Source organism: Streptomyces sp. NPDC042371 (genome assembly GCF_056437465.1).
This window is the reverse complement of sequence record NZ_JBWKAP010000001.1, coordinates 418,859-437,131: the sequence shown is the minus strand read 5'-3', so window position 1 is coordinate 437,131 and position 18,273 is coordinate 418,859. Positions and strand designations below refer to the sequence as shown.

Sequence of the window (18,273 nt, the reverse complement as noted above, 5' to 3'; positions counted from 1 at the left end):
CACTTCTCTCCGCGGCCTGGGCAGGGGGGCGTCCGACGGCTCGGGCTTCCGTAGTGCGACGGGGGTGGCGCTCGCCAAGGGTTCGCTCGCCTGCTTTCGGTCGACGACAAGGACGAGGCCGCACCCGTAAACCGGGGCGGCCCGAAAAGCGACCATAGGTGCAAGGGGCATCATTACGGTCGGTGTCCGGTCGGCCGCACAGCGCCGCAAAACGGCTGCTGTCCAGGTCAAACGGCATTTACCCAGGTGGCAGGGGTTATGCACCCATGTGATCTTTGTCGCGGCCGGGCCCGGGAACCGCCGCGTCACGGGGGCCGAAAGCGTCGCGCCATGGGGCCGGGAACCGCCGCCGCCGAGTGGGGGCCCTGTTGGGCGCGTCGGACAAAGGCGATAGAAAGCGATGTGGCTGCCAGGTGAAATGGTGGTTGCGTGCGTCTCCATTTCAGGGACGAGAACTTCACATCAGAGGCGAGGAACGACGCGGGCGGAGGGTCGACGGGGCGTGGCGAACGTTGAGCACAGGGGACCGGGCGATGTCTTGGGAGCGGGGCAGGCCGGTGAACCCGGGGCGCGGATGGGAGCGGCCCGTGTCGTCCTCTGGCTGCTCGCCGCCGTCCTCGCGATCCGGCAGATGGCCGTCGTCCTGCGAACCCCCGAGGGTGACCGGCTGACGGATCTGGAGACCTGGATCGGTCCCGAAGGCGTCCTGCACGTGAACGGCTCCTTCTACGACACGGACAAGTTCACCGGCACACCGTTCGCAGGCCTCGTCCTCAAGCCCCTCACCCGCGCGGGCGAGCAGGCGCTCGGCTGGATGTGGACGTTCGGCACGCTCGGGCTCGTCGTCGTGCTCGGCGTCGTCGCCGCCCGCGCCCTGCCGCAGCCCGTCGCCCGGCGCACCTCACTGCTCGCCGCCCCCGTGGCGGTCAGCCTGCTCATCCTGTCGCTGCCGGTGCGCAACACCCTCTACCTCGGCCAGACCAGCATCCTGCCCGTGCTGCTCGTCCTGCTCGGCCTCTTCGCCGTCCGCGGGCAGCGGACCTGCGGCGTCCTCATCGGCATCGGCGCGGCCCTGCAGCCGACCATGCTGCTCTTCGCCGCCCTGCTCTGGTTCACCGGCCGCAAGCGCGCCGCCGCGACCACCGGCGGCGCCTTCGCCGCCTGCACCGCGCTCGCCTGGGCCGCCATGCCGAGCGACTCGACGACGTACTGGATCCACCACCTGGCGGGCGCGGGCCTTGGCGCCGACCCGGACGCCAACGCCAACCAGTCGCTGCACGGCATGCTGCTCCGCGCCGGTCTCGAAGGCCCGCTGGAAATAGGGGTCTTCCTGGTCCTGAGCGCCGCCGTCGTCGCCCTCGGCCTGCGCCGCGCCGTGCGCTACGCGCAGGACGGGCAGCTGCTCCTGGCCGTCGCGATCACCGGCTGCGTCGCGGTCGCGGTGTCGCCGACCACCTGGCAGCACCAGCTCCTGTGGGTGCTCTTCGCGGTGGTCGGCCGGGCCGGAAAGCGCCGGTCCGACCGGTACATGTGGCCGGTGGCCGTCGTCCTCGTGTCGACGCTGCCCGCCAAGATGATGCTGCCGAACATGCCGGTCACCGAGCCGATCCGCGACAACATCGTGCTGATCGCGGCGCTCGCCGCGGCCACCGTCGTGCCGTTCCTGTCCCGGCAGCACCCGCAGTACCGCAGCCCCATCCCCACGGAGTACGCCGAGCCCGTCCCGGCCCGCTGGAGCCGGGTGCCGCTCGTCCCGTTCTGGCGGCGCGTCCTGGCCCGCCCGAACCTCCTGCTCGAACTGCTCCTGATCCGCGTCGGCTACTCCGCGTACCAGCAGGTCAGGCTCGCGGCGACCGGCGGCACGATCTCCGGGGGCCGGGCCGACGCCGAGCACCACGGCGAACAGGTGCACGCCATCGAGCAGTTCCTGCACATCGACATCGAGCACTGGTTCAACCACCTCACGGCGCGGACCGGCTGGATGCAGGACTTCTTCAACTTCTACTACACGTCGTTCCACTTCCTGGTGCCGCTCACCGTCCTCGGTGTCCTGTACGTCCGCAGGCCCGCCGACTACCGCTGGGCGCGCTCCGCGCTCGGCTTCGCGACGGTCCTCGCGCTCATCGGCTTCTGGGCCTACCCGCTCGCCCCGCCGCGCCTGATGCCGGAGCTCGGCTTCATCGACACCGTGCACGGCGTGCAGGACTTCACCCAGCCCGACTACGGCACGCTGACGCAGCTCACCAACCAGTACGCGGCGATGCCCTCGCTGCACTTCGGCTGGTCGCTGTGGTGCGGGCTGGTCATCGCGGTCATCGCGCCGCGGTGGTGGATGAAGGCCCTCGGCCTGCTGCACCCGTTCTTCACGGTCTCCGCGATCGTGGGTACCGGCAACCACTGGGTGCTCGACGCGGTGGGCGGCGCGGCCGTCGTGGGCGCGGGCTTCGGCCTCACCTATCTGCTGTCCGGGCCCCGGGTGCGGCAGTCCCTGAAGGTGGCCACGGGCGCGGAGCCGGTCAGCGGCATCAGCGGCATCAGCGGCACGTCGAAGGTCGACCTCGTGAAGGGCCGTACCCCGAGCTGATCTCGTAGGTGCCGGGCGCGGGCACCGACAGGCGCGTGAACTCGCCGTGCGGCTTCAGGCACGCTCCCTCCGCCCGGAGCCACGGCGAGTACACCAGGCGCAGGGTGACCGAGCCCCGCTTGGGCACCCGCACCACCATGTTCGACCCGTCGGAGCGCACGACGGCCGCGGGCTCGGAGACCAGCGGCACCGGGTTCTTCACCCGGAAGATCTTCCAGTGCGCGTCCTTCCACACCGGCTTCAGCCACTTCTCCCCGCTCGCCACCAGCGCCGCCTCGTCCTCGGCGAAGCCGTCCGGCTTGCCGGAGGGCAGCACGACGTACCCGACGGCCCAGCGGTCGAGCCACGCGCGGTAGGTGGCCGCCGAGAACGAGCCGTCGTAGAAGAGTCGGCCGCGCTCGATGTCGAGCTGGCGGTTCCAGCCGCGCGCCATGTTCACGTACGGGGCCAGCGCGGTGGCCTCGCGGTGGTTGCGGGTCGGGACGACCTCGACGCGGGTGCGGTTGGCCTCCAGGCGCTCCAGCTCCCGCACCACCCCATGGGTGTCGACCGCCCACTTCGGCACCTTCGTCGACACCGCGAGGTCGTCGAAGGTCTTCTGCGTCACCCACGCGGAGGACAGCACGAGCGCCACCGTCAGCGTGACCCTGCGGACCCGGGTCAGGCCCGGCACGAGCAGGGCGGCGAGCAGCACGGCGGGGCCGATCAGCTCCGCGAGCCGCTCGACGTTGGTGCCGATGGGGGAGGGGATGAGGTACGTCAGGACGGTCCCGACCGCGTAGACGGCCGCGCCCCACCGCAGCACCCGCCACTCGCGCGGGCCCGCCACGATGAGGGCCAGGCTGAACAGCACGGGCGGGAAGATCCGGTCGAAGGGCATCAGGTGCTCGCCGGTGAACGGGAAGAGCACCGTGGTCGCCGCGACGACGACGACCGGCGGCAGGATCAGCGCCGCCGACCGCGCCCAGTCGCGTGCGAAGAAATAGCCCGCGCCCGCCACGACGAGGAAGAGCCCAGCGACGGGCGAGCCCATGGTGGCGAGGGCCGCGCACACCACCGCGACCACCGTGTGCCGCTGCCGGACCAGGGCGAGACAGGCCGCGAGGGCGAAGGCGAGGCCGAGCGCGAAGGTCGTGCGCCCCGAGGCGACGTTGCACCAGACCGCGAGCGAGGCGAGCACCGCGGGCCACAGGGGTCTTCGGATGCCGGTGCGCGCGATCAGGGCGGCGACCAGCCAGGCCCCCGCCACCCCGGAGAGCACCGTGACGGTCCGCACGCCGAGCGCGGCCATCAGGTACGGCGAGATGAGGCTGTAGTTGGCGGTGTGCATCCCGCCGTACCAGAAGAGGTTGTACGCGGCCGTGCCGTGCTCGGAGGCGAACCGCGCCCACGCCTCCTGCGCCGCGAGGTCGCCGCCGCCCGTGGCGAGGAACGCCGCCCACACCGCGTACAGGGGAAGGGTGGGGAGGGTGGCCAGGAGGGGGACGCGATGGCGCCGCAAGAAGGGCCGGAGCGGTGCCCCCCGGCCGGTGGACGTGCTGTCGGACGGGGCGAGCGTTACGTCGGCAGAGGCCACGGCCACCGTTTCCGTTCGAGTCCGGGGAAGGCAAGGTTCACTTCCCCAGACGCCGGATGCAACGGAAACGTTGGTTCCGTAAATGTAATTGACCTGATAGGTCGCCTTATGACGCTCTATCGGCTCAGAGGCGGGCTTTCGGCTCAGAGGCGGGGTGTGTCGGCTCAGGGGCGGGCGCTGACCCGGAGCTCCTTGACCCCGTTGAGCCAGGCGGAGCGGAGTCTGCGCGGGTCGCCGGTCAGGTGCAGACCGGGCATGGCGTCGGCGATGGCGTTGAAGATGAGGTTGATCTCCAGGACGGCGAGGGACTTGCCGAGGCAGAAGTGCGGGCCTCCGCCGCCGAAGCCGAGGTGCGGGTTCGGGTCGCGGCTGACGTCGAACTTCTCGGGCGATTCGAACACGTCGGGGTCGTGGTTGGCCGAGGAGTAGAAGATGCCGACCCGGTCGCCCTTCTTGATCCGCGCGCCGCCCAGCTCCATGTCCTGGGTGGCCGTGCGCTGGAAGGAGACCACCGGGGTCGCCCAGCGCACGATCTCCTCCGCGGTGGTCGCCGGGCGCTCGCGCTTGTAGAGCTCCCACTGGTCCGGGTGGGTCAGCAGGGCGTGCATGCCGTGGGTGATGGCGTTGCGGGTGGTCTCGTTGCCGGCCACCGCGAGCAGGATCACGAAGAAGCCGAACTCGTCGGAGGAGAGGTTGCCCTCGTCCTCGGCCGCCACCAGCTGGCTGACGATGTCCTTGGCGGGGCACTCCTTGCGGGCCGCGGCGAGGTTCATCGCGTAGGAGACGATCTCCATCGCGGCCTCGGCGCCGACCTCCTCGGTGATGGCGTACTCCGGATCGTCGTACGCCGCCATCTTGTTGGACCAGTCGAAGATCTTGGAGCGGTCCGCCTGGGGCACGCCGATGAGCTCGGCGATGGCCTGCAGCGGCAGCTCGACGGCGACGTTCGTGACGAAGTCGAAGGAGCCGTCGGGGCCCGCGTTCGCCAGCGCCGTCTCGACGATGGACCCGGCGCGGTCCCGCAGTGCGTCCTCCAGCGAGCGGATGGCCCGGGGGGTGAAGCCGCGCTGCACGATCTGGCGGACCCGGGTGTGCTCGGGCGGGTCCATGTTGAGCATGATCATCTTCTGGACTTCGATCTGATCACGGGTGATCGTCTCGTTGAACCGGATGATCGCGGTGTTCAGATTGGACGAGTACAACTCGGGATGCGTGGAGACGTACTTGACGTCCTCGTGCCGCGTGACGGCCCAGTAGCCCGCGTCGTCGTAACCGGAGATCCGCGGCGGCTGGGCGATCCAGCGCACCGGTTCCGTCTGCCGCAGCTGTGCGAACTCCGGCAGGGGCACGCGGTCTTGGAGCAGGTCGGGGTCGGTGAAGTCGAACCCGTCGGGCAGTGCTGGACAGGGCATCGGCAACTCCAGGCGTGGGCTGAATTCTGACGGTCCATCAGGGCAGTTGGCTCGCAAGGTAGTAACGGGTTCTACAAGAGGCAAGGCCCAGGGCGGGACCGGTTGCGTGCGGGTCCTGCGCAAGATGCGTGCAAGCCCCTTGCGGCACCAGGGTCGCGGTCAGCAGACTGCTGGACGGAACTAGAACGCGTACTAGTTCTACTCGCGAGCCGCCGGGACGGCTCGCGGGACGTGGAGAGGGAGGACGAGCCCATGGCCGCGGAACCCGTCATCGTCGAAGCAGTGCGCACGCCCATCGGCAAGCGCGGAGGAGCGCTCGCCAATCTCCACCCCGCCTATCTGCTCGGTGAGACCTATCGCGAACTCCTCGGCCGCACCGGCATCCACGCCGACTGCGTCGAGCAGATCGTCGGCGGCACGGTGACGCACGCCGGGGAGCAGTCCATGAACCCGGCGCGCACGGCCTGGCTCACCATGGGGCTGCCGTACGAGACCGCGGCGACCACCGTCGACTGTCAGTGCGGCTCGTCCCAGCAGGCGAGCCACATGGTCGCCAACATGGTCGCGGCCGGTGTCATCGACGTCGGCATCAGCTGCGGTGTCGAGGCGATGTCACGGGTGCCGCTCGGCTCCGGCTCCAAGCACGGCCCCGGCAAGCCCTTCCCCGACGAGTGGAACGTCGATCTGCCCAACCAGTTCGAGGCCGCCGAGCGCATCGCCCGCAAGCGCGGCCTCACCCGCGAGAACGTGGACTCGCTCGGCCTCATCTCGCAGGAGCGGGCGGCCGTCGCCTGGGCCGAGGAACGCTTCAAACGCGAGACGTTCGCCGTACAGGTGCCCACCACGGAGGAGGAACAGGCCTCGGGGCAGGGCATGTGGCGGCTCGTCGACCGTGACGAGGGGCTGCGCGACACCACGATGGAGGGCCTCGGACGCCTCAAGCCGGTCATGCCGACCGCCGTGCACACCGCGGGCAACTCCTCGCAGATCTCGGACGGCGCGGCGGCCCTCATGTGGGCGTCCAAGCGGATGGCGCGGGCCCTCAAGCTGAAGCCGAGGGCGCGCATCGTCGCGCAGGCGCTCGTCGGCGCCGATCCGCACTTCCACCTGGACGGGCCGGTCGACGCGACGCGCGCGGTGCTCGGCAAGGCGGGGATGTCCCTGAAGGACATCGACATCGTGGAGATCAACGAGGCGTTCGCTTCGGTGGTCCTGAGCTGGGCGCAGGTCTTCGGGCAGGACCTGGAGAAGGTGAACGTGAACGGCGGCGCGATCGCCATCGGCCACCCGGTGGGGGCGACGGGGGCGCGGCTCATCGCCACGGCCCTGCACGAACTGGAGCGCAGGGACAAGGAGTTCGCCCTCATCACCATGTGCGCGGGCGGGGCGGTGGCGACCGGGACGATCATCCAGCGGCTGTAGCCGCAGGCCCCCTCGGCGGGTGGCGTCAGATACACCCCGTGACCGGGGGCTGCTCGGATGTCGCGGGGCGGTGACGCTTCGTAATGTCGGGTCCATGAACGCCGAGCCCATGAACGCCGAGTGCACGAACAACTCCACGCCTGGTCACGCCCGTTCCGTACGCCGAGGGGGCGCCGCAGTCGCCGCGCTGATGCTCGCCGGGCTTGCCGGACTCACCGCCGCGCCCGCCGTGCAGGCGGCGCCCGCGCAGCCCGCGGACCGGACGGACCAGACCGATCAGACCGACCGGACCGCCCGGGGTGCCCTCCTGAAGGTCACCCCGGTCGCCGACCTGAGCCGCGCCGAGGTCGCCGCCTTCCTGAAGAAGGGCAAGTTCGACGAGGCCACGGTGCGGTACGGCGTGCGGGCGTACCGCCTCACCTACCGCACCGTCGACACCCAGGGCCGCCCCACCACCGCCACCGGCCTCTTCGTGCTGCCCAGGACGCCGGACCACCGCCCCCTCGGCCTCGTCTCCGACGCCCACGGCACGATGGTCCACCGCTCCTACGCCCCCTCGGTCGCCGAGGACTTCGGGCGGCTGAGCCCCTACCTCCACGCCGCCGCGGGCAAGGCCGTCGCGGCGGCGGACTACCTCGGGCTCGGCAAGGGCCCCGGACGCCACCCGTACATGGACACGCGCTCGGCGGTGACCGCGTCCGAGGACATGCTCCGCGCCTCGCGCACCGCGGCCCGCCGCGAGGGGCGCACGCTCTCCGGCGACCTGTACCTCACCGGCTTCTCGCAGGGCGGCCAGGTGACGATGGCGCTGGCCGAGAAGCTGGACCGGAAGCGCGGCGGGCCGTTCACGGTGCGTGCCGTCGCACCCGTCAGCGGACCCTACGACCTGTCGGGCGAGGAGCTCCCCGCCCTCTTCGACGGCCGGGTCAACGACACGAGCGGCGTCTTCTACCTCTCGTACTTCCTGGTCGCCCAGAACCGTCTGCACCCGATCTACAAGGACCCCTCCGAGGCGTTCCGCGCCCCCTACGCGGACCGGGTGGAGAAGCTCTTCGACGGCGAGCACACCGAGGAGGAGGTCCTGCCCGCGCTGCCCGGATCGGTGAAGGAGCTGCTCACGCCCGCCTTCTACGAGCGCGTCCAGCACCCGGACGGCGGCCTGGAGGAGGCGCTGGCGGCGAACGACGGCTCCTGCGACTGGAAGCCTGCCGCGCCGGTCCGGCTCTACGCGGCGCGGGGCGACACCGACGTGCCGATCCAGAACGCCCGCAGCTGCGCGGCGGCCCTCGCCGCGCACGGGGTGCGGGCGCCGGTCGTGGACCAGGGCGCGGTGCCGCACATGGAGTCGGTGGCGAAGGCGGCGCCGAAGATCGCGCGGTGGTTCGCGGCGGTGCGGTAGAGGGCAGGGGCCGGGTACGCGAAAGAGGCGGCAACCCTCACGGGGTTGCCGCCTCTTTCAGTGGCGGGTCGCGGCGGCTCAGTACCAGCCGTTGGCCTGCCAGTGGTTCCACGCGCCGACCGGGCTGCCGTAGCGGTCGTTCATGTACTTCAGACCCCACTCGATCTGGGTCTCGGGGTTGGTCTTCCAGTCCGCGCCCGCCGAAGCCATCTTCGAGGCGGGCAGGGCCTGGACCAGGCCGTAGGCGCCGGACGAGGAGTTCGTGGCGCTGGGGTTCCAGCCGCTCTCGTGCGAGACGATCTTGTCGAACGCGGCGAACTGCGCCGGGTCCGCGATCTTCTTCTGGGCGATCGCCTTGGCGGACGCGGGGGCGGCGGCCGGGGCGGCGGCCTTCGCGGTGGTCGGGGTGGCTGCCTGGGCCGGGGCCGCGGCGAAGACCATGCCGGAAGCGGCGACGGCGACGAGGCCGCCGGTGATGGCCTTCTTCGGGGAAGCGATGCGGCGGATGAGCGAGGCGGACACAGAGGACCTTCCGGTGGGGGACGGGACGATCGCGGTGCACGCCGTGCGCCACAGGAGTGTGGGGGACATGCGGCGGCGCCGAGGCCCGGGTGGGCTGTCGGCGCCTTGCGACTCCTCCAGAGAAGCAGGGCTGTTACCTCGCCGCAATGACCCCATTTACTAGTGGAAGTCGCACCCGAGTCGAATGTCCTTCATGTGACGTGGCTCTCAATGCCCAGGTCAGCGCGGTGATTGACGCGTGTACATCAAGGGGGAGGGGCTACGAGCCCGCTTCGTAGAGGACCAAGGTCCTGTGCGCCGCCTCACTCGGGACGGGCCCGGATGTAACGGAGTGCGTCGGATTCCCTACGGTTTCGGCGCCTCGAATGTGACCGGCGCCTCGAACGCGGCCCGGCGCGTGGCCCGGCGCAGCGCCTTCAGCACGGCGGGACCGAGCGCGAGGCTCAGCAGCACGGTGACGACCGCCCGCGGCAGGTCCCAGCCGAGCGAGGTGGCCAGGCAGTACGCGACGAACCGCCCGAGGTTCTCCACCAGCGGGTCACCCGGCACGAAGGAGACACCGGTGGCGAGACCGCCCAGGTAGGGCCAGCCCTGGAGGTTCATCACCGTGCCGTACAGGACGGAGGACACCGCCCCGTAGCCCGCGAGGAGCCACAGCTCGCGCCGCCCGCGCAGGCTCTCGGGGCCGGGGAGCAGCCCCGCGCCCATGCAGACCCAGCCCATCGACAGCATCTGGAACGGCATCCACGGACCCACACCGCCGGTCAGCAGCGCCGAAGCGAACATCGACACCGCCCCGAGCACGAACCCGAACCCAGGACCGAGCACCCGCCCGCTCAGCACCATCAGGAAGAACATCGGCTCGATGCCCGCCGTCCCCGCGCCCAGCGGCCGCAGCGCGGCGCCCGCCGCGGCCAGCACGCCCAGCATCGCGATGGCCTTCGCGTCGAGACCGACGTCCGCGATGGTCGCCACCACCACGGCGAGCAGCAGCGGAAGCAGCGCCGCGAACAGCCAGGGCGCGTCCTGCGCGTGCTCACCGATCCCCGAGTCGCCCGCCGCGAGCAGCGGCCACCCGAAGGCGGCCACGCCGACGGCGCTGACCAGGGCGAGAGCGGCGATCGAGCGGACGCCCAGGCGGATGGGACGGGCCCGGCCCCGCGCCTTCGGGACGGCCGTCACGAGGACTCCCCCCGCTCCGCGTCCAGGGCCCGCCGCACCTGCGCGACCGTCAGCCACTCCTGCGGCGCCAGGATCTTCGTGACCTGCGGCGCGAAGGACGGCGACGACACCACGATCTGCTCGGTCGGGCCGTCCGCGACGACCTCGCCGTCCGCGAGGATCACCACCCGGTGGGCGAGCTCGGCGGCCAGCTCCACGTCGTGCGTGGCCAGCACGATCGCGTGCCCCTCGGCGGCGAGCCCGCGCAGGACCGTGACCAGGCGGTTCTTGGCCGCGTAGTCGAGGCCGCGCGTCGGCTCGTCCAGGAGCAGCAGCGGCGGGCGCGTGGTCAGGACGATCGACAGGGCGAGCGTCAGACGCTGGCCCTCGGAGAGGTCCCGGGGGTGGGTGTCGTCCGCGATGCCCGGCAGCAGCTCGTCCACCAGGGCCCGGCAGGTGCCGGGCGCGGCGTCCGCGTCGTGGTCGGCTGCCGTGCACTCGGCGGCCACGGTGTCCGCGTAGAGCAGGTCGCGCGGTTCCTGCGGGACCAGGCCGACGTGCCGGATCAGCTGTCGCGGGGCCGTGCGGTGGGGGACCGCGCCGCCGACGCGGACGGTGCCCGAGGTGGGTTCGAGGAGGCCGACCAGGGTGGACAGGAGCGTGGACTTCCCCGCGCCGTTGCGGCCCATCAGGGCGACGGTCTCGCCGGGCACGACGGTCAGGTCGACGCGGCGCAGCGCCTCGACGCGGCCGCGGCGCACCGCGAGGCGTTCGACGGAGGCGGCCGCCGCGTCCTGTGCCGTCGCCGTACGTTCCTTGCGCAGCCGGGGCCACCGGCGACCGAGGGCCTCTCCCGGGCCGCCCGGTTCGGCCGCCGTCTCCCGGCGCGGCTCCGCGCCCGCGAGCCGCTCCCGCAGCGCGCCCGCCCTGCGCCGCGCGTCCCGCACGGTCAGCGGCAGCGGTGACCAGCCCGCGATGCGGCCGAGCGCGACCACCGGAGGGAAGACGGGGGAGCGGGCCATCAGCGCGGCCGGGTCGCCGAGCACCGGAGGCTCGCCCGGCGCGCCGAGCAGTAGCACCTGGTCCGCGTACTGCACGACCCGCTCAAGGCGGTGCTCGGCCATCAGGACCGTGGTGCCGAGGTCGTGGACGAGCCGCTGCAGCACGGCGAGGACCTCTTCGGCGGCGGCCGGGTCGAGGGCCGACGTCGGCTCGTCGAGGACGAGGACCCGCGGGTGCGGGGTGAGGACCGAGCCGATGGCGACGCGCTGCTGCTGGCCGCCCGACAGGGTCGCGATGGGTCGGTCGCGGAGACCGGCGAGGCCGAGCAGGTCCAGGGTCTCCTCGACGCGTCGGCGCATCACGTCGGGGGCGAGGCCCAGTGACTCCATGCCGTACGCGAGCTCGTCCTCGACGGTGTCGGTCACGAAGTGCGAGAGCGGGTCCTGGCCCACGGTGCCGACGACGTCGGCGAGTTCGCGGGGCTTGTGCGTGCGGGTGTCGCGGCCCGCCACGGTCACGCGGCCGCGCAGGGTGCCACCCGTGAAGTGCGGCACGAGACCGCTCACGGTGCCGAGCAGGGTCGACTTGCCGACCCCGGAAGGGCCGACGAGCAGCACCAACTCGCCCTCGGGGACGTCGAGATCGACCCCCTGGACGGTCGGCAGGGGTGCCCCGTCGTAGGTCACCGAGACGTCCTCGAAGCGGATCATGAGGTCTCCTCGGAAGCGGCGGGGGAGGTGGGGGAGGTGGGGGAGGTGGGAGAGACAGGGGAGGCGGGGGAGTCGGCGGGGACCGGTGCCACGAACGCGGGCAGCAGGCCGAGCAGGACCGCGGCCGCGGGCCACAGCGGCAGCGTCGGCGCGGTCAGCGGCACGACTCCGGGGTGCAGCGCGGCGGGGTCGTGCGACGCGGCCCAGATCATCAGGCCCGCCACCGCCACCCCGGACCCGGCGACCAGCCAGGCCCGCACGCCCCACGGATCGGGCCGGTAGCGGGTGCGCACCGAGCGGCGGCCGCCGAGCCGCAGCCCCGCGAGCGCGGCGAGCAGACCGAAGGCCAGGGCGGGCAGACCGTACGACGCGCCCTGCGCGGTCAGCAGTCCGTACGTCCCCACACAGACGCCCATGAGACCGCCGAGCGTCAGCGCGGTCGTCGCCCTGCGGACCCCGGCGGGAACGGGGGCGGTGCGCCCGAAGCCCCGCGCGTCCATGGCGGCGGCCAGCGCGACCGACCGCTCCAGCGCACCCTCCAGGACGGGCAGCCCGACCTGCAGCAGCCCGCGTACGCCCTTGTCCGGCCGCCCGCGCAGCCGCCGCGCCGCCCGCAGCCGCTGCACGTCGGTGATCAGGTTCGGCGCGAACGTCATCGCCACGACGACGGCGACCCCGACCTCGTACAGCGCGCCCGGCAGCGACTTCAGCAGCCGGGACGGACTGGCCAGCGCGTTCGCGGCGCCGACGCAGATCAGCAGACCGGCCAGCCTGATCCCGTCGTACAGCGCGAAGGTCAGGCCCTCCGCCGTCACCCGGCCGCCGATCCGCACGCCCTTCGCCCAGTCCGGCAGCGGCACCTCGGGCAGCGTGACGACGATGTGCGTGCCGGGGATCGGGGAGCCGAGCACGACCGCGAAGACCAGCCGGATCGCGATGACCACCAGCCCCAGCTTCACGAACGCGCCGTACGACTTCGCCCACGGCGCCGACGTCCGCCGCGCCGCCACCACATAGCCCGCGACCCCGATCAGCATCCCGATCAGCAGCGGATTGGTCGTGCGGGACGCCGCGGTGCCGAGGCCGATGGCCCACACCCACCAGGCGCCCGGATGCAGGGCGTTGCTCCGGTGCGCCGCGGGGGCGAGGCGGCGCCGCAGGAGGGCGGGCGCGCCGTTGCCGTGGTCCGTCATGGTGCTGTCCGTGTCGTCGCGTCGTCGTGTCGTCGTGTCTGTTCGGGGCCCCGCGTCAGCCGCGGCGGCGCCGGGCCTGCCAGATACCGGCACCGCCGAGCAGCGCGACGGCGGCGATTCCGGCGATCAGGCCCACGGAGGGCCCGCCGTCGCCGTCGTCGGCGTTCGCCTGCGCCTCGGTGGTCACGGTCTCCTTGCCGCTCGGGTCCCCGTCGCCGGAGACCTGCTCGCCGCAGCCCGACTTCGGGTAGTCCTCGATGGCGCACAGCAGCGCCTTGTTGTCGTAGCGCAGCGGCTTGGCGACGGCGGCGAGGGCCTCCGCGCTGGTGGCGTCCTCGGCGACCTGCGCGCAGGCGGTGCGCGGCTTCGGCGGCCGCTCGCCGCCGGGGGCGTCGCCCGCCGTGCCGAAGTCGACGACGAGGCCGACGCGCTTGCGGCCGTCCTTCGCCGGGGTGTCCTTGCAGAGGTCCGCGAAGTCGGCGGGGCCGCGGGGCTTCGCGGAGTCCTTCGAGTCGTCGGAGACCGAGAAGCGGAAGCCCTGCACGTCGCCGTCGTCGGGGGTCGCGGTGCCCGGCCCCTGGGTGGCGTACGTCCACTGCTCGCCGTCCCGCTCCCAGAACGACCAGTAGCGGTAACCGGCGGCCTGGGCGGGCGCGGCGGCGAGGACACTCAGCAGCGCGGCGAGGAACGCCACGGCTGCCGGGCGGCCGCGCCGCACACGGCCCCGCGTCACGGCTGCTTCTTCTTGCGGTTGCCGCTGTACAGGAAGCCGATGCCGATGCCCGCGACCATGCCGACGCCGATGATCCACCAGACGCTGACGCCGCCGTCGTCGTCCTTCTCGTCCGCGTCCGAAGCGGACGGGGACTTCGAGGCGGTCTCCGGGGCCGGGCCCGTGGCGTTCAGCTGCTTGACGAGGTCGGCGCCGCCGAAGTCGCGCGGGTCCATGCCTGCCGCGTGCGCGGCGAAGATCAGCTGGGAGTAGGCGGCGGGGCCCGACTGCTTCGCCCAGTCCGCGGAGTTCTTCGCGAGCCAGTCGGCGGACGCCTTGGCCCGCTCGCTCTGTCCGGCGGCGGCGAGGGCGAGCACGGAGTCGGCCGTGTTGCCGAAGTCCGGCTGGTCCGTGGAGCCCGGCATCGACGACATCAGGTGGTCGTCGGTCTTGCCGAGGGTGTCGAGCAGATAGCCCACGCCGTTGCCCGCGGCCTGCGCGGCGGTGTCCGGCTTCGCGCACTTGGGCGCGGCGGTCTCGGACTTCTTGGGCGCGGAGACGACGAGGCCCTTGCCGAGGCTGCCGAGGACACCGGCCGCGGTGGCGTCGGCGTTCGGCGAGAGCTTGCCGGACTTGGCGTCGGCGAGACCGAACGCGCCGCCGTCCTTGTCGCAGTCCATGGCGAGCTTCGGCAGCGCGTCGTAGGCGGACTTGCCGTCCTGGGACTTCATCGCCGCCGGGTTCTGGCCCGCCGCGACGAGCGCGCCGACCACGATGCCGGTGGAGTTCGCGTCGCTGGGCAGCCCCGGGTTGTAGCCCCAGCCGCCGTCCTTGTTCTGTACGGACTTCAGCCAGTCGACGCTCTTCTTGACCGTCTTGTCCTGCTTGCCGAGCGCGGCGAGGGCCTGCACGGCGGCGGCGGTGGAGTTGCTGTCGACCGCCGTCTTGGAGTTGCAGGGCTCGGTGGCGTCCGCGCGGTACGCCGCGAAGCCGCCGCTCGCGCACTGCTGGCCGGTGAGCCAGTCCACCGCCTTCGTGGCGGGCACGACGCCCTCGGTGTCCTGGGCGAGCAGGGCGTACGACTGGCGGAAGACGCCGTCGAACTTGGGGTCGGTCTTGCCGTAGAGGCCCGAGGGGAGCGCGGCCGAGGGCGACGGCTTCGCGTCGTCCGCGAAGGCGGCCGGTGCCGCGGCCGAGCCGAACACGGCGACGGCGGCGGCCAGGACCGCTGCGCTGCGACGAACGTTCATGATGGGGCGGGTTGCCTCTCCCTGCGGGGAGCGGGGCGGCACGGACCGTGCGAGCACGGCTACCGGGCGGCTCCGGCTCCGTATACCTCGACGGTGCCGCTCATCGGGGGTCCCGATGAAGCGAGCCGGTCACGTTCCGCGCCGGGCATTCCGGCTCGCCACGCTCAGTGGCACACGGCTGCGGGTCAGCGCCGGATTCGCACCGGCTTCCCCCTTGGCGGACGTGAGGACGACGCGCTCACTCTACCGGCCGGTCCGCGCGCCTTCCGGGTCACACCGCCACGAAGGTGACCGGGTCGCTGCCCGGCACGGCCTCCGCGCGCCCCAGCTTGACCAGGCGCCGCACATGGGCCTCGGCCTCCGAGACGGCGATGGTGCGCGAGCCGTAGGGGATCTCGGCCCAGGGGCGGTTCCACTCCATGCGCTCGGCGATCTGCCAGGGGGTGAGGGGCTCGGCGAGCAGGGTGAGGAGTCCGGTCAGGCGCTCCTCGTGGTGGGTCAGGAGCTCGTGGACGCGGGCGGGCGCGTCGGTGAACGTGCGCTGGTGGGCGGGCAGGACCTCCGCGGGGTCGAGGCGGCCGACGCGCTCCAGGGAGTCCAGGTAGTCCCCGAGGGGGTCGGTGACGGTCTCCGACTCGGGGTCCTCGTACAGGCCGATGTGCGGGGTGATGCCGGGCAGCAGGTGGTCGCCGGAGAAGAGGCGGCCGTTGCCGCGCAGGCCCGCCGGATGGTCCTCCTCCAGGTGGAGGCAGACGTGGCCGGGCGTGTGGCCGGGGGTCCAGATCGCGCGCAGGCGGCGGCCGGGCAGGGCGAGGAGCTCGCCGGGGGTGATGGAGCGGTCGGGGAGGGCGGGGGCGAGGCCGGGAAGCTTGCGGGGGCGGCCCTCGTCGCGGGCCAGGATCAGCGGGGCGAGGTGGTCGGCGGGCGCGCCCGCGGCGGTGAGCTTGTCCACCAGGTACGCGTACCAGCGGTCCGGCGGGTTCGAGCGGGTGCGGCGGACCACGGACGCGTCCGCGTCGTGCATGGCGAGCCACGCCCCTGAGGCGTCCCTGACCTTGCCGGAGAGGCCGTGGTGGTCGGGGTGGTGGTGCGTGATGACGACGCCGTGCACGTCGGCGACCGCGACGCCGCAGGTGGCGAGCCCGGCGGTGAGGGTGTCCCAGGACGCCGGGTCGTCCCAGCCGGTGTCGACGAGGACCGGTCCCGCGTCGGTGTCCAGGAGGTGGACGAGGGTGAAGCCGAGGGGGTTGTCGGGGATCGGGACCTTGATGCTCCAGACGCCGCCGCCGTGCTCGATCACCGGCGGGTCCGTCACCTGAGGGGTCATGAGGGCCTCGTCTCTCGTCGCCGGTCCCCTCGCCGGGGGCCACCACTATAACTAGAACTAGTTCCAATAGTCGCCCAAGTCGACTGTCTGGAGGCTGCGTTACCCCTTCCGTCCGTGGACTCCACGAACTAGAACTGGTATCAGTTCTGAGACCGTGTCAGAAAACCGGGTCGGGAAACCGCGTCGGGAAGCGCTCCGCAGGAGGCAGTCAGCCATGACCGAGCTCGTGGAACACGGACAGCTGTTCATCGGCGGGGAGTTGGTCGACCCGCTCGGAAAGGACGTCATCGACGTCGTCTCCCCGCACACCGGAGAGGTCTTCGCCCGGGTGCCGCACGCGGCGCCCGCCGACGTGGACCGCGCCGTCGCCGCCGCCCGCAAGGCCTTCGAGCGCGGTCCCTGGCCGCGGATGACCCTGGACGAGCGCATCGAGATCATCGCGAAGATCAAGGACGGCTTCGCGGCGCGCCACGAGGAGATCGCCCGCGTCATCAGCTCCGAGAACGGCACCCCCTACACGTCAAGCGTGATGGTGCAGGCCCTCGCCGCGATGATGGTGTGGGACGCGGCGATCACCGTGGCCCGCGACTTCCGGTACGAGGAGGAGCGCGACGGCGTCCTCGGCAAGCTGCTCGTCCGGCGCGAACCGGTGGGCGTCGTCGCGGCCGTCGTGCCCTGGAACGTCCCGCAGTTCACCGCCGCCGCCAAGCTGGCGCCCGCCCTGCTCGCCGGCTGCCCGGTGATCCTCAAGACCTCCCCGGAGGCCCCTCTCGACGCGTACATCCTCGCCGAGCTCGCGGCCGAGGCTGGCCTGCCCGAAGGGGTGCTCTCCATCGTCTGCGCGGACCGCGAGGTGAGCGAGTACCTCGTCGGGCACCCCGACGTCGACAAGGTGTCCTTCACCGGGTCCGTCGCCGCGGGCAAGCGCGTCATGGAGGTCGCCGCCCGCAACCTCACCCGCGTGACGCTGGAGCTGGGCGGCAAGTCGGCCGCCGTCGTCCTGCCGGACGCCGACGCGGCGACCGCCGTCGCGGGCATCACCCCGTTCGCCTGGATGATCAACGGCCAGGCGTGTGTGGCCCAGACCCGCATCCTCGTGCCGCGCACCCGCTACGACGAGTTCGCCGATGCCTTCTCCGCCGCCGCCAGCGCCCTCAAGGTCGGCGACCCCCTCGACCCCGCCACCGAACTCGGCCCGCTCGTCGCCCGGCGGCAGCAGCAGCGCTCCCTCGACTACATCCGCATCGGCCAGGAGGAGGGCGCCAAGATCCTTGCGGGCGGCGGCCGTCCGGCGGGCCTCGACCAGGGCTGGTACGTGGAGCCGACGCTGTTCGGCGGCGTCGACAACTCGATGCGCATCGCCCGCGAGGAGATCTTCGGCCCCGTCATCTGCCTGCTGCCCTACGGTGACGAGGACGAGGCGGTACGGATCGCCAACGACTCCGACTACGGCCTCAGCGGCAGCGTCTGGACGGCCGACGTCGAGCGCGGCATCGACATCGCGCGCCGGGTGCGCACGGGCACGTACTCCGTGAACACCTTCAGCCTCGACATGCTCGGCCCCTTCGGCGGCTACAAGAACTCCGGCCTGGGGCGCGAGTTCGGCCCCGAGGGATACGGCGAGTACTTCGAGCACAAGATGATCCATCTCCCCAGCGGCTACCAGGGGAGCGGTGCCTGATGGGCGACCGCTGGCACGTCGAGGTCGACCGGTCGGTCTGCATCGGCTCCGGGATGTGCGTGCTCACCGCGCCCGGCGGGTTCGAGCTGGACACCGCCCGCCAGTCGCACCCCACCGAGCCCGAGACCGACGCCAACGAAAAGGTCCTCGAGGCGGCGGAGGGCTGCCCGGTCGAGGCGATCACGATCACGCTGGCCGGGGGCGGAGAGGTCGTGTTTCCGCCGGAGGACTAGCAGCGGAAACAGTGCCCCGAAGCACGGCAGGACCGCGCCCGCGCCCCGTTTACCCCGATGACGGCGCGGGCGTGGCCATTTGTCCCGTC

14 protein-coding genes and 1 riboswitch are annotated in these 18,273 nt (G+C 72.3%); of the genes, 5 read left to right on the top strand and 9 right to left on the bottom strand.

The features are described 5' to 3' along the window. The first annotated feature begins 502 nt into the window (after positions 1-502). Complete coding sequence (locus AC068B_RS01935; protein WP_478668356.1) at positions 503-2,584, top strand: bifunctional glycosyltransferase 87/phosphatase PAP2 family protein; 2,082 nt, start codon at positions 503-505, stop codon at positions 2,582-2,584. Here the strand turns inward: AC068B_RS01935 and AC068B_RS01930 are convergent. Both AC068B_RS01930 and AC068B_RS01925 read right to left on the bottom strand, forming a co-directional pair. Beyond that, the gene (locus AC068B_RS01930; protein ID WP_478668355.1) at positions 2,535-4,160 is read right to left on the bottom strand and encodes a hypothetical protein; all 1,626 of its coding nucleotides are present in this window, start codon (positions 4,158-4,160) and stop codon (positions 2,535-2,537) included. The genes AC068B_RS01935 and AC068B_RS01930 overlap by 50 nt on opposite strands. Positions 4,161-4,324: 164 nt before the next feature. Beyond that, positions 4,325-5,572: a cytochrome P450 gene (locus AC068B_RS01925; RefSeq protein WP_478668353.1), complete on the bottom strand. Its 1,248-nt coding sequence runs from the start codon at positions 5,570-5,572 to the stop codon at positions 4,325-4,327. 252 nt (positions 5,573-5,824) lie between these two features. Here AC068B_RS01925 and AC068B_RS01920 point away from each other — a divergent pair, with 252 nt between their 5' ends. Next, positions 5,825-6,994, top strand: coding sequence for a steroid 3-ketoacyl-CoA thiolase (locus AC068B_RS01920; protein WP_356261783.1), 1,170 nt, complete (start codon positions 5,825-5,827; stop codon positions 6,992-6,994). 109 nt (positions 6,995-7,103) lie between these two features. Beyond that, positions 7,104-8,393: an alpha/beta hydrolase gene (locus tag AC068B_RS01915; RefSeq protein ID WP_478669211.1), complete on the top strand. Its 1,290-nt coding sequence runs from the start codon at positions 7,104-7,106 to the stop codon at positions 8,391-8,393. 78 nt (positions 8,394-8,471) lie between these two features. Here the strand turns inward: AC068B_RS01915 and AC068B_RS01910 are convergent, their stop codons facing one another. From AC068B_RS01910 to AC068B_RS01880, 7 genes are all read right to left on the bottom strand, one after another. Next, a complete protein-coding gene (locus tag AC068B_RS01910) occupies positions 8,472-8,915 on the bottom strand; it encodes a lytic transglycosylase domain-containing protein (protein WP_478669210.1) in 444 nt (147 codons plus the stop codon). 345 nt (positions 8,916-9,260) lie between these two features. Next, positions 9,261-10,097 (bottom strand): ECF transporter S component, encoded by an 837-nt coding sequence (locus AC068B_RS01905; protein ID WP_478668352.1) that lies wholly within the window; start codon positions 10,095-10,097, stop codon positions 9,261-9,263. After that, positions 10,094-11,788, bottom strand: a complete 1,695-nt coding sequence (locus AC068B_RS01900) for an ABC transporter ATP-binding protein (RefSeq protein WP_478668350.1) — start codon at positions 11,786-11,788, stop codon at positions 10,094-10,096. The genes AC068B_RS01905 and AC068B_RS01900 overlap by 4 nt, the downstream gene beginning before the upstream one ends. Beyond that, the gene (locus AC068B_RS01895; protein ID WP_478668349.1) at positions 11,785-12,981 is read right to left on the bottom strand and encodes an energy-coupling factor transporter transmembrane component T; all 1,197 of its coding nucleotides are present in this window, start codon (positions 12,979-12,981) and stop codon (positions 11,785-11,787) included. Before AC068B_RS01895 ends, AC068B_RS01900 begins: the two co-directional genes overlap by 4 nt. A 55-nt stretch (positions 12,982-13,036) precedes the next feature. Next, the gene (locus AC068B_RS01890; RefSeq protein ID WP_478668347.1) at positions 13,037-13,714 is read right to left on the bottom strand and encodes an SCO2322 family protein; all 678 of its coding nucleotides are present in this window, start codon (positions 13,712-13,714) and stop codon (positions 13,037-13,039) included. Beyond that, on the bottom strand, positions 13,711-14,943 hold the full coding sequence (locus AC068B_RS01885; RefSeq protein ID WP_478668346.1) for a prenyltransferase/squalene oxidase repeat-containing protein: 1,233 nt from the start codon (positions 14,941-14,943) through the stop codon (positions 13,711-13,713). Before AC068B_RS01885 ends, AC068B_RS01890 begins: the two co-directional genes overlap by 4 nt. A gap of 123 nt (positions 14,944-15,066) precedes the next feature. Continuing rightward, a riboswitch (cobalamin riboswitch) is annotated at positions 15,067-15,190 on the bottom strand. A 24-nt stretch (positions 15,191-15,214) separates the two neighbouring features. Beyond that, positions 15,215-16,270 (bottom strand): MBL fold metallo-hydrolase, encoded by a 1,056-nt coding sequence (locus tag AC068B_RS01880; RefSeq protein WP_478668344.1) that lies wholly within the window; start codon positions 16,268-16,270, stop codon positions 15,215-15,217. A 214-nt stretch (positions 16,271-16,484) separates the two neighbouring features. On the opposite strand from AC068B_RS01880, the gene AC068B_RS01875 reads away from it, so the two are divergent. Beyond that, a complete protein-coding gene (locus tag AC068B_RS01875) occupies positions 16,485-17,951 on the top strand; it encodes an aldehyde dehydrogenase (RefSeq protein ID WP_478668343.1) in 1,467 nt (488 codons plus the stop codon). Continuing rightward, the gene (locus AC068B_RS01870) at positions 17,951-18,184 is read left to right on the top strand and encodes a ferredoxin (protein WP_356261754.1); all 234 of its coding nucleotides are present in this window, start codon (positions 17,951-17,953) and stop codon (positions 18,182-18,184) included. Before AC068B_RS01875 ends, AC068B_RS01870 begins: the two co-directional genes overlap by 1 nt. The last annotated feature ends 89 nt before the right edge of the window (positions 18,185-18,273 follow it).

Coding starts and splice junctions, on each gene's coding strand:
- AC068B_RS01900 (WP_478668350.1), bottom strand. CDS start 11,788: ATGATCCGCTTCGAGGACGTCTCGGTGACCTACGACGGGGCACCCCTG.
- AC068B_RS01915 (WP_478669211.1), top strand. CDS start 7,104: ATGAACGCCGAGTGCACGAACAACTCCACGCCTGGTCACGCCCGTTCC.
- AC068B_RS01925 (WP_478668353.1), bottom strand. CDS start 5,572: ATGCCCTGTCCAGCACTGCCCGACGGGTTCGACTTCACCGACCCCGAC.
- AC068B_RS01875 (WP_478668343.1), top strand. CDS start 16,485: ATGACCGAGCTCGTGGAACACGGACAGCTGTTCATCGGCGGGGAGTTG.
- AC068B_RS01885 (WP_478668346.1), bottom strand. CDS start 14,943: ATGAACGTTCGTCGCAGCGCAGCGGTCCTGGCCGCCGCCGTCGCCGTG.
- AC068B_RS01880 (WP_478668344.1), bottom strand. CDS start 16,270: ATGACCCCTCAGGTGACGGACCCGCCGGTGATCGAGCACGGCGGCGGC.
- AC068B_RS01895 (WP_478668349.1), bottom strand. CDS start 12,981: ATGACGGACCACGGCAACGGCGCGCCCGCCCTCCTGCGGCGCCGCCTC.
- AC068B_RS01920 (WP_356261783.1), top strand. CDS start 5,825: ATGGCCGCGGAACCCGTCATCGTCGAAGCAGTGCGCACGCCCATCGGC.
- AC068B_RS01870 (WP_356261754.1), top strand. CDS start 17,951: ATGGGCGACCGCTGGCACGTCGAGGTCGACCGGTCGGTCTGCATCGGC.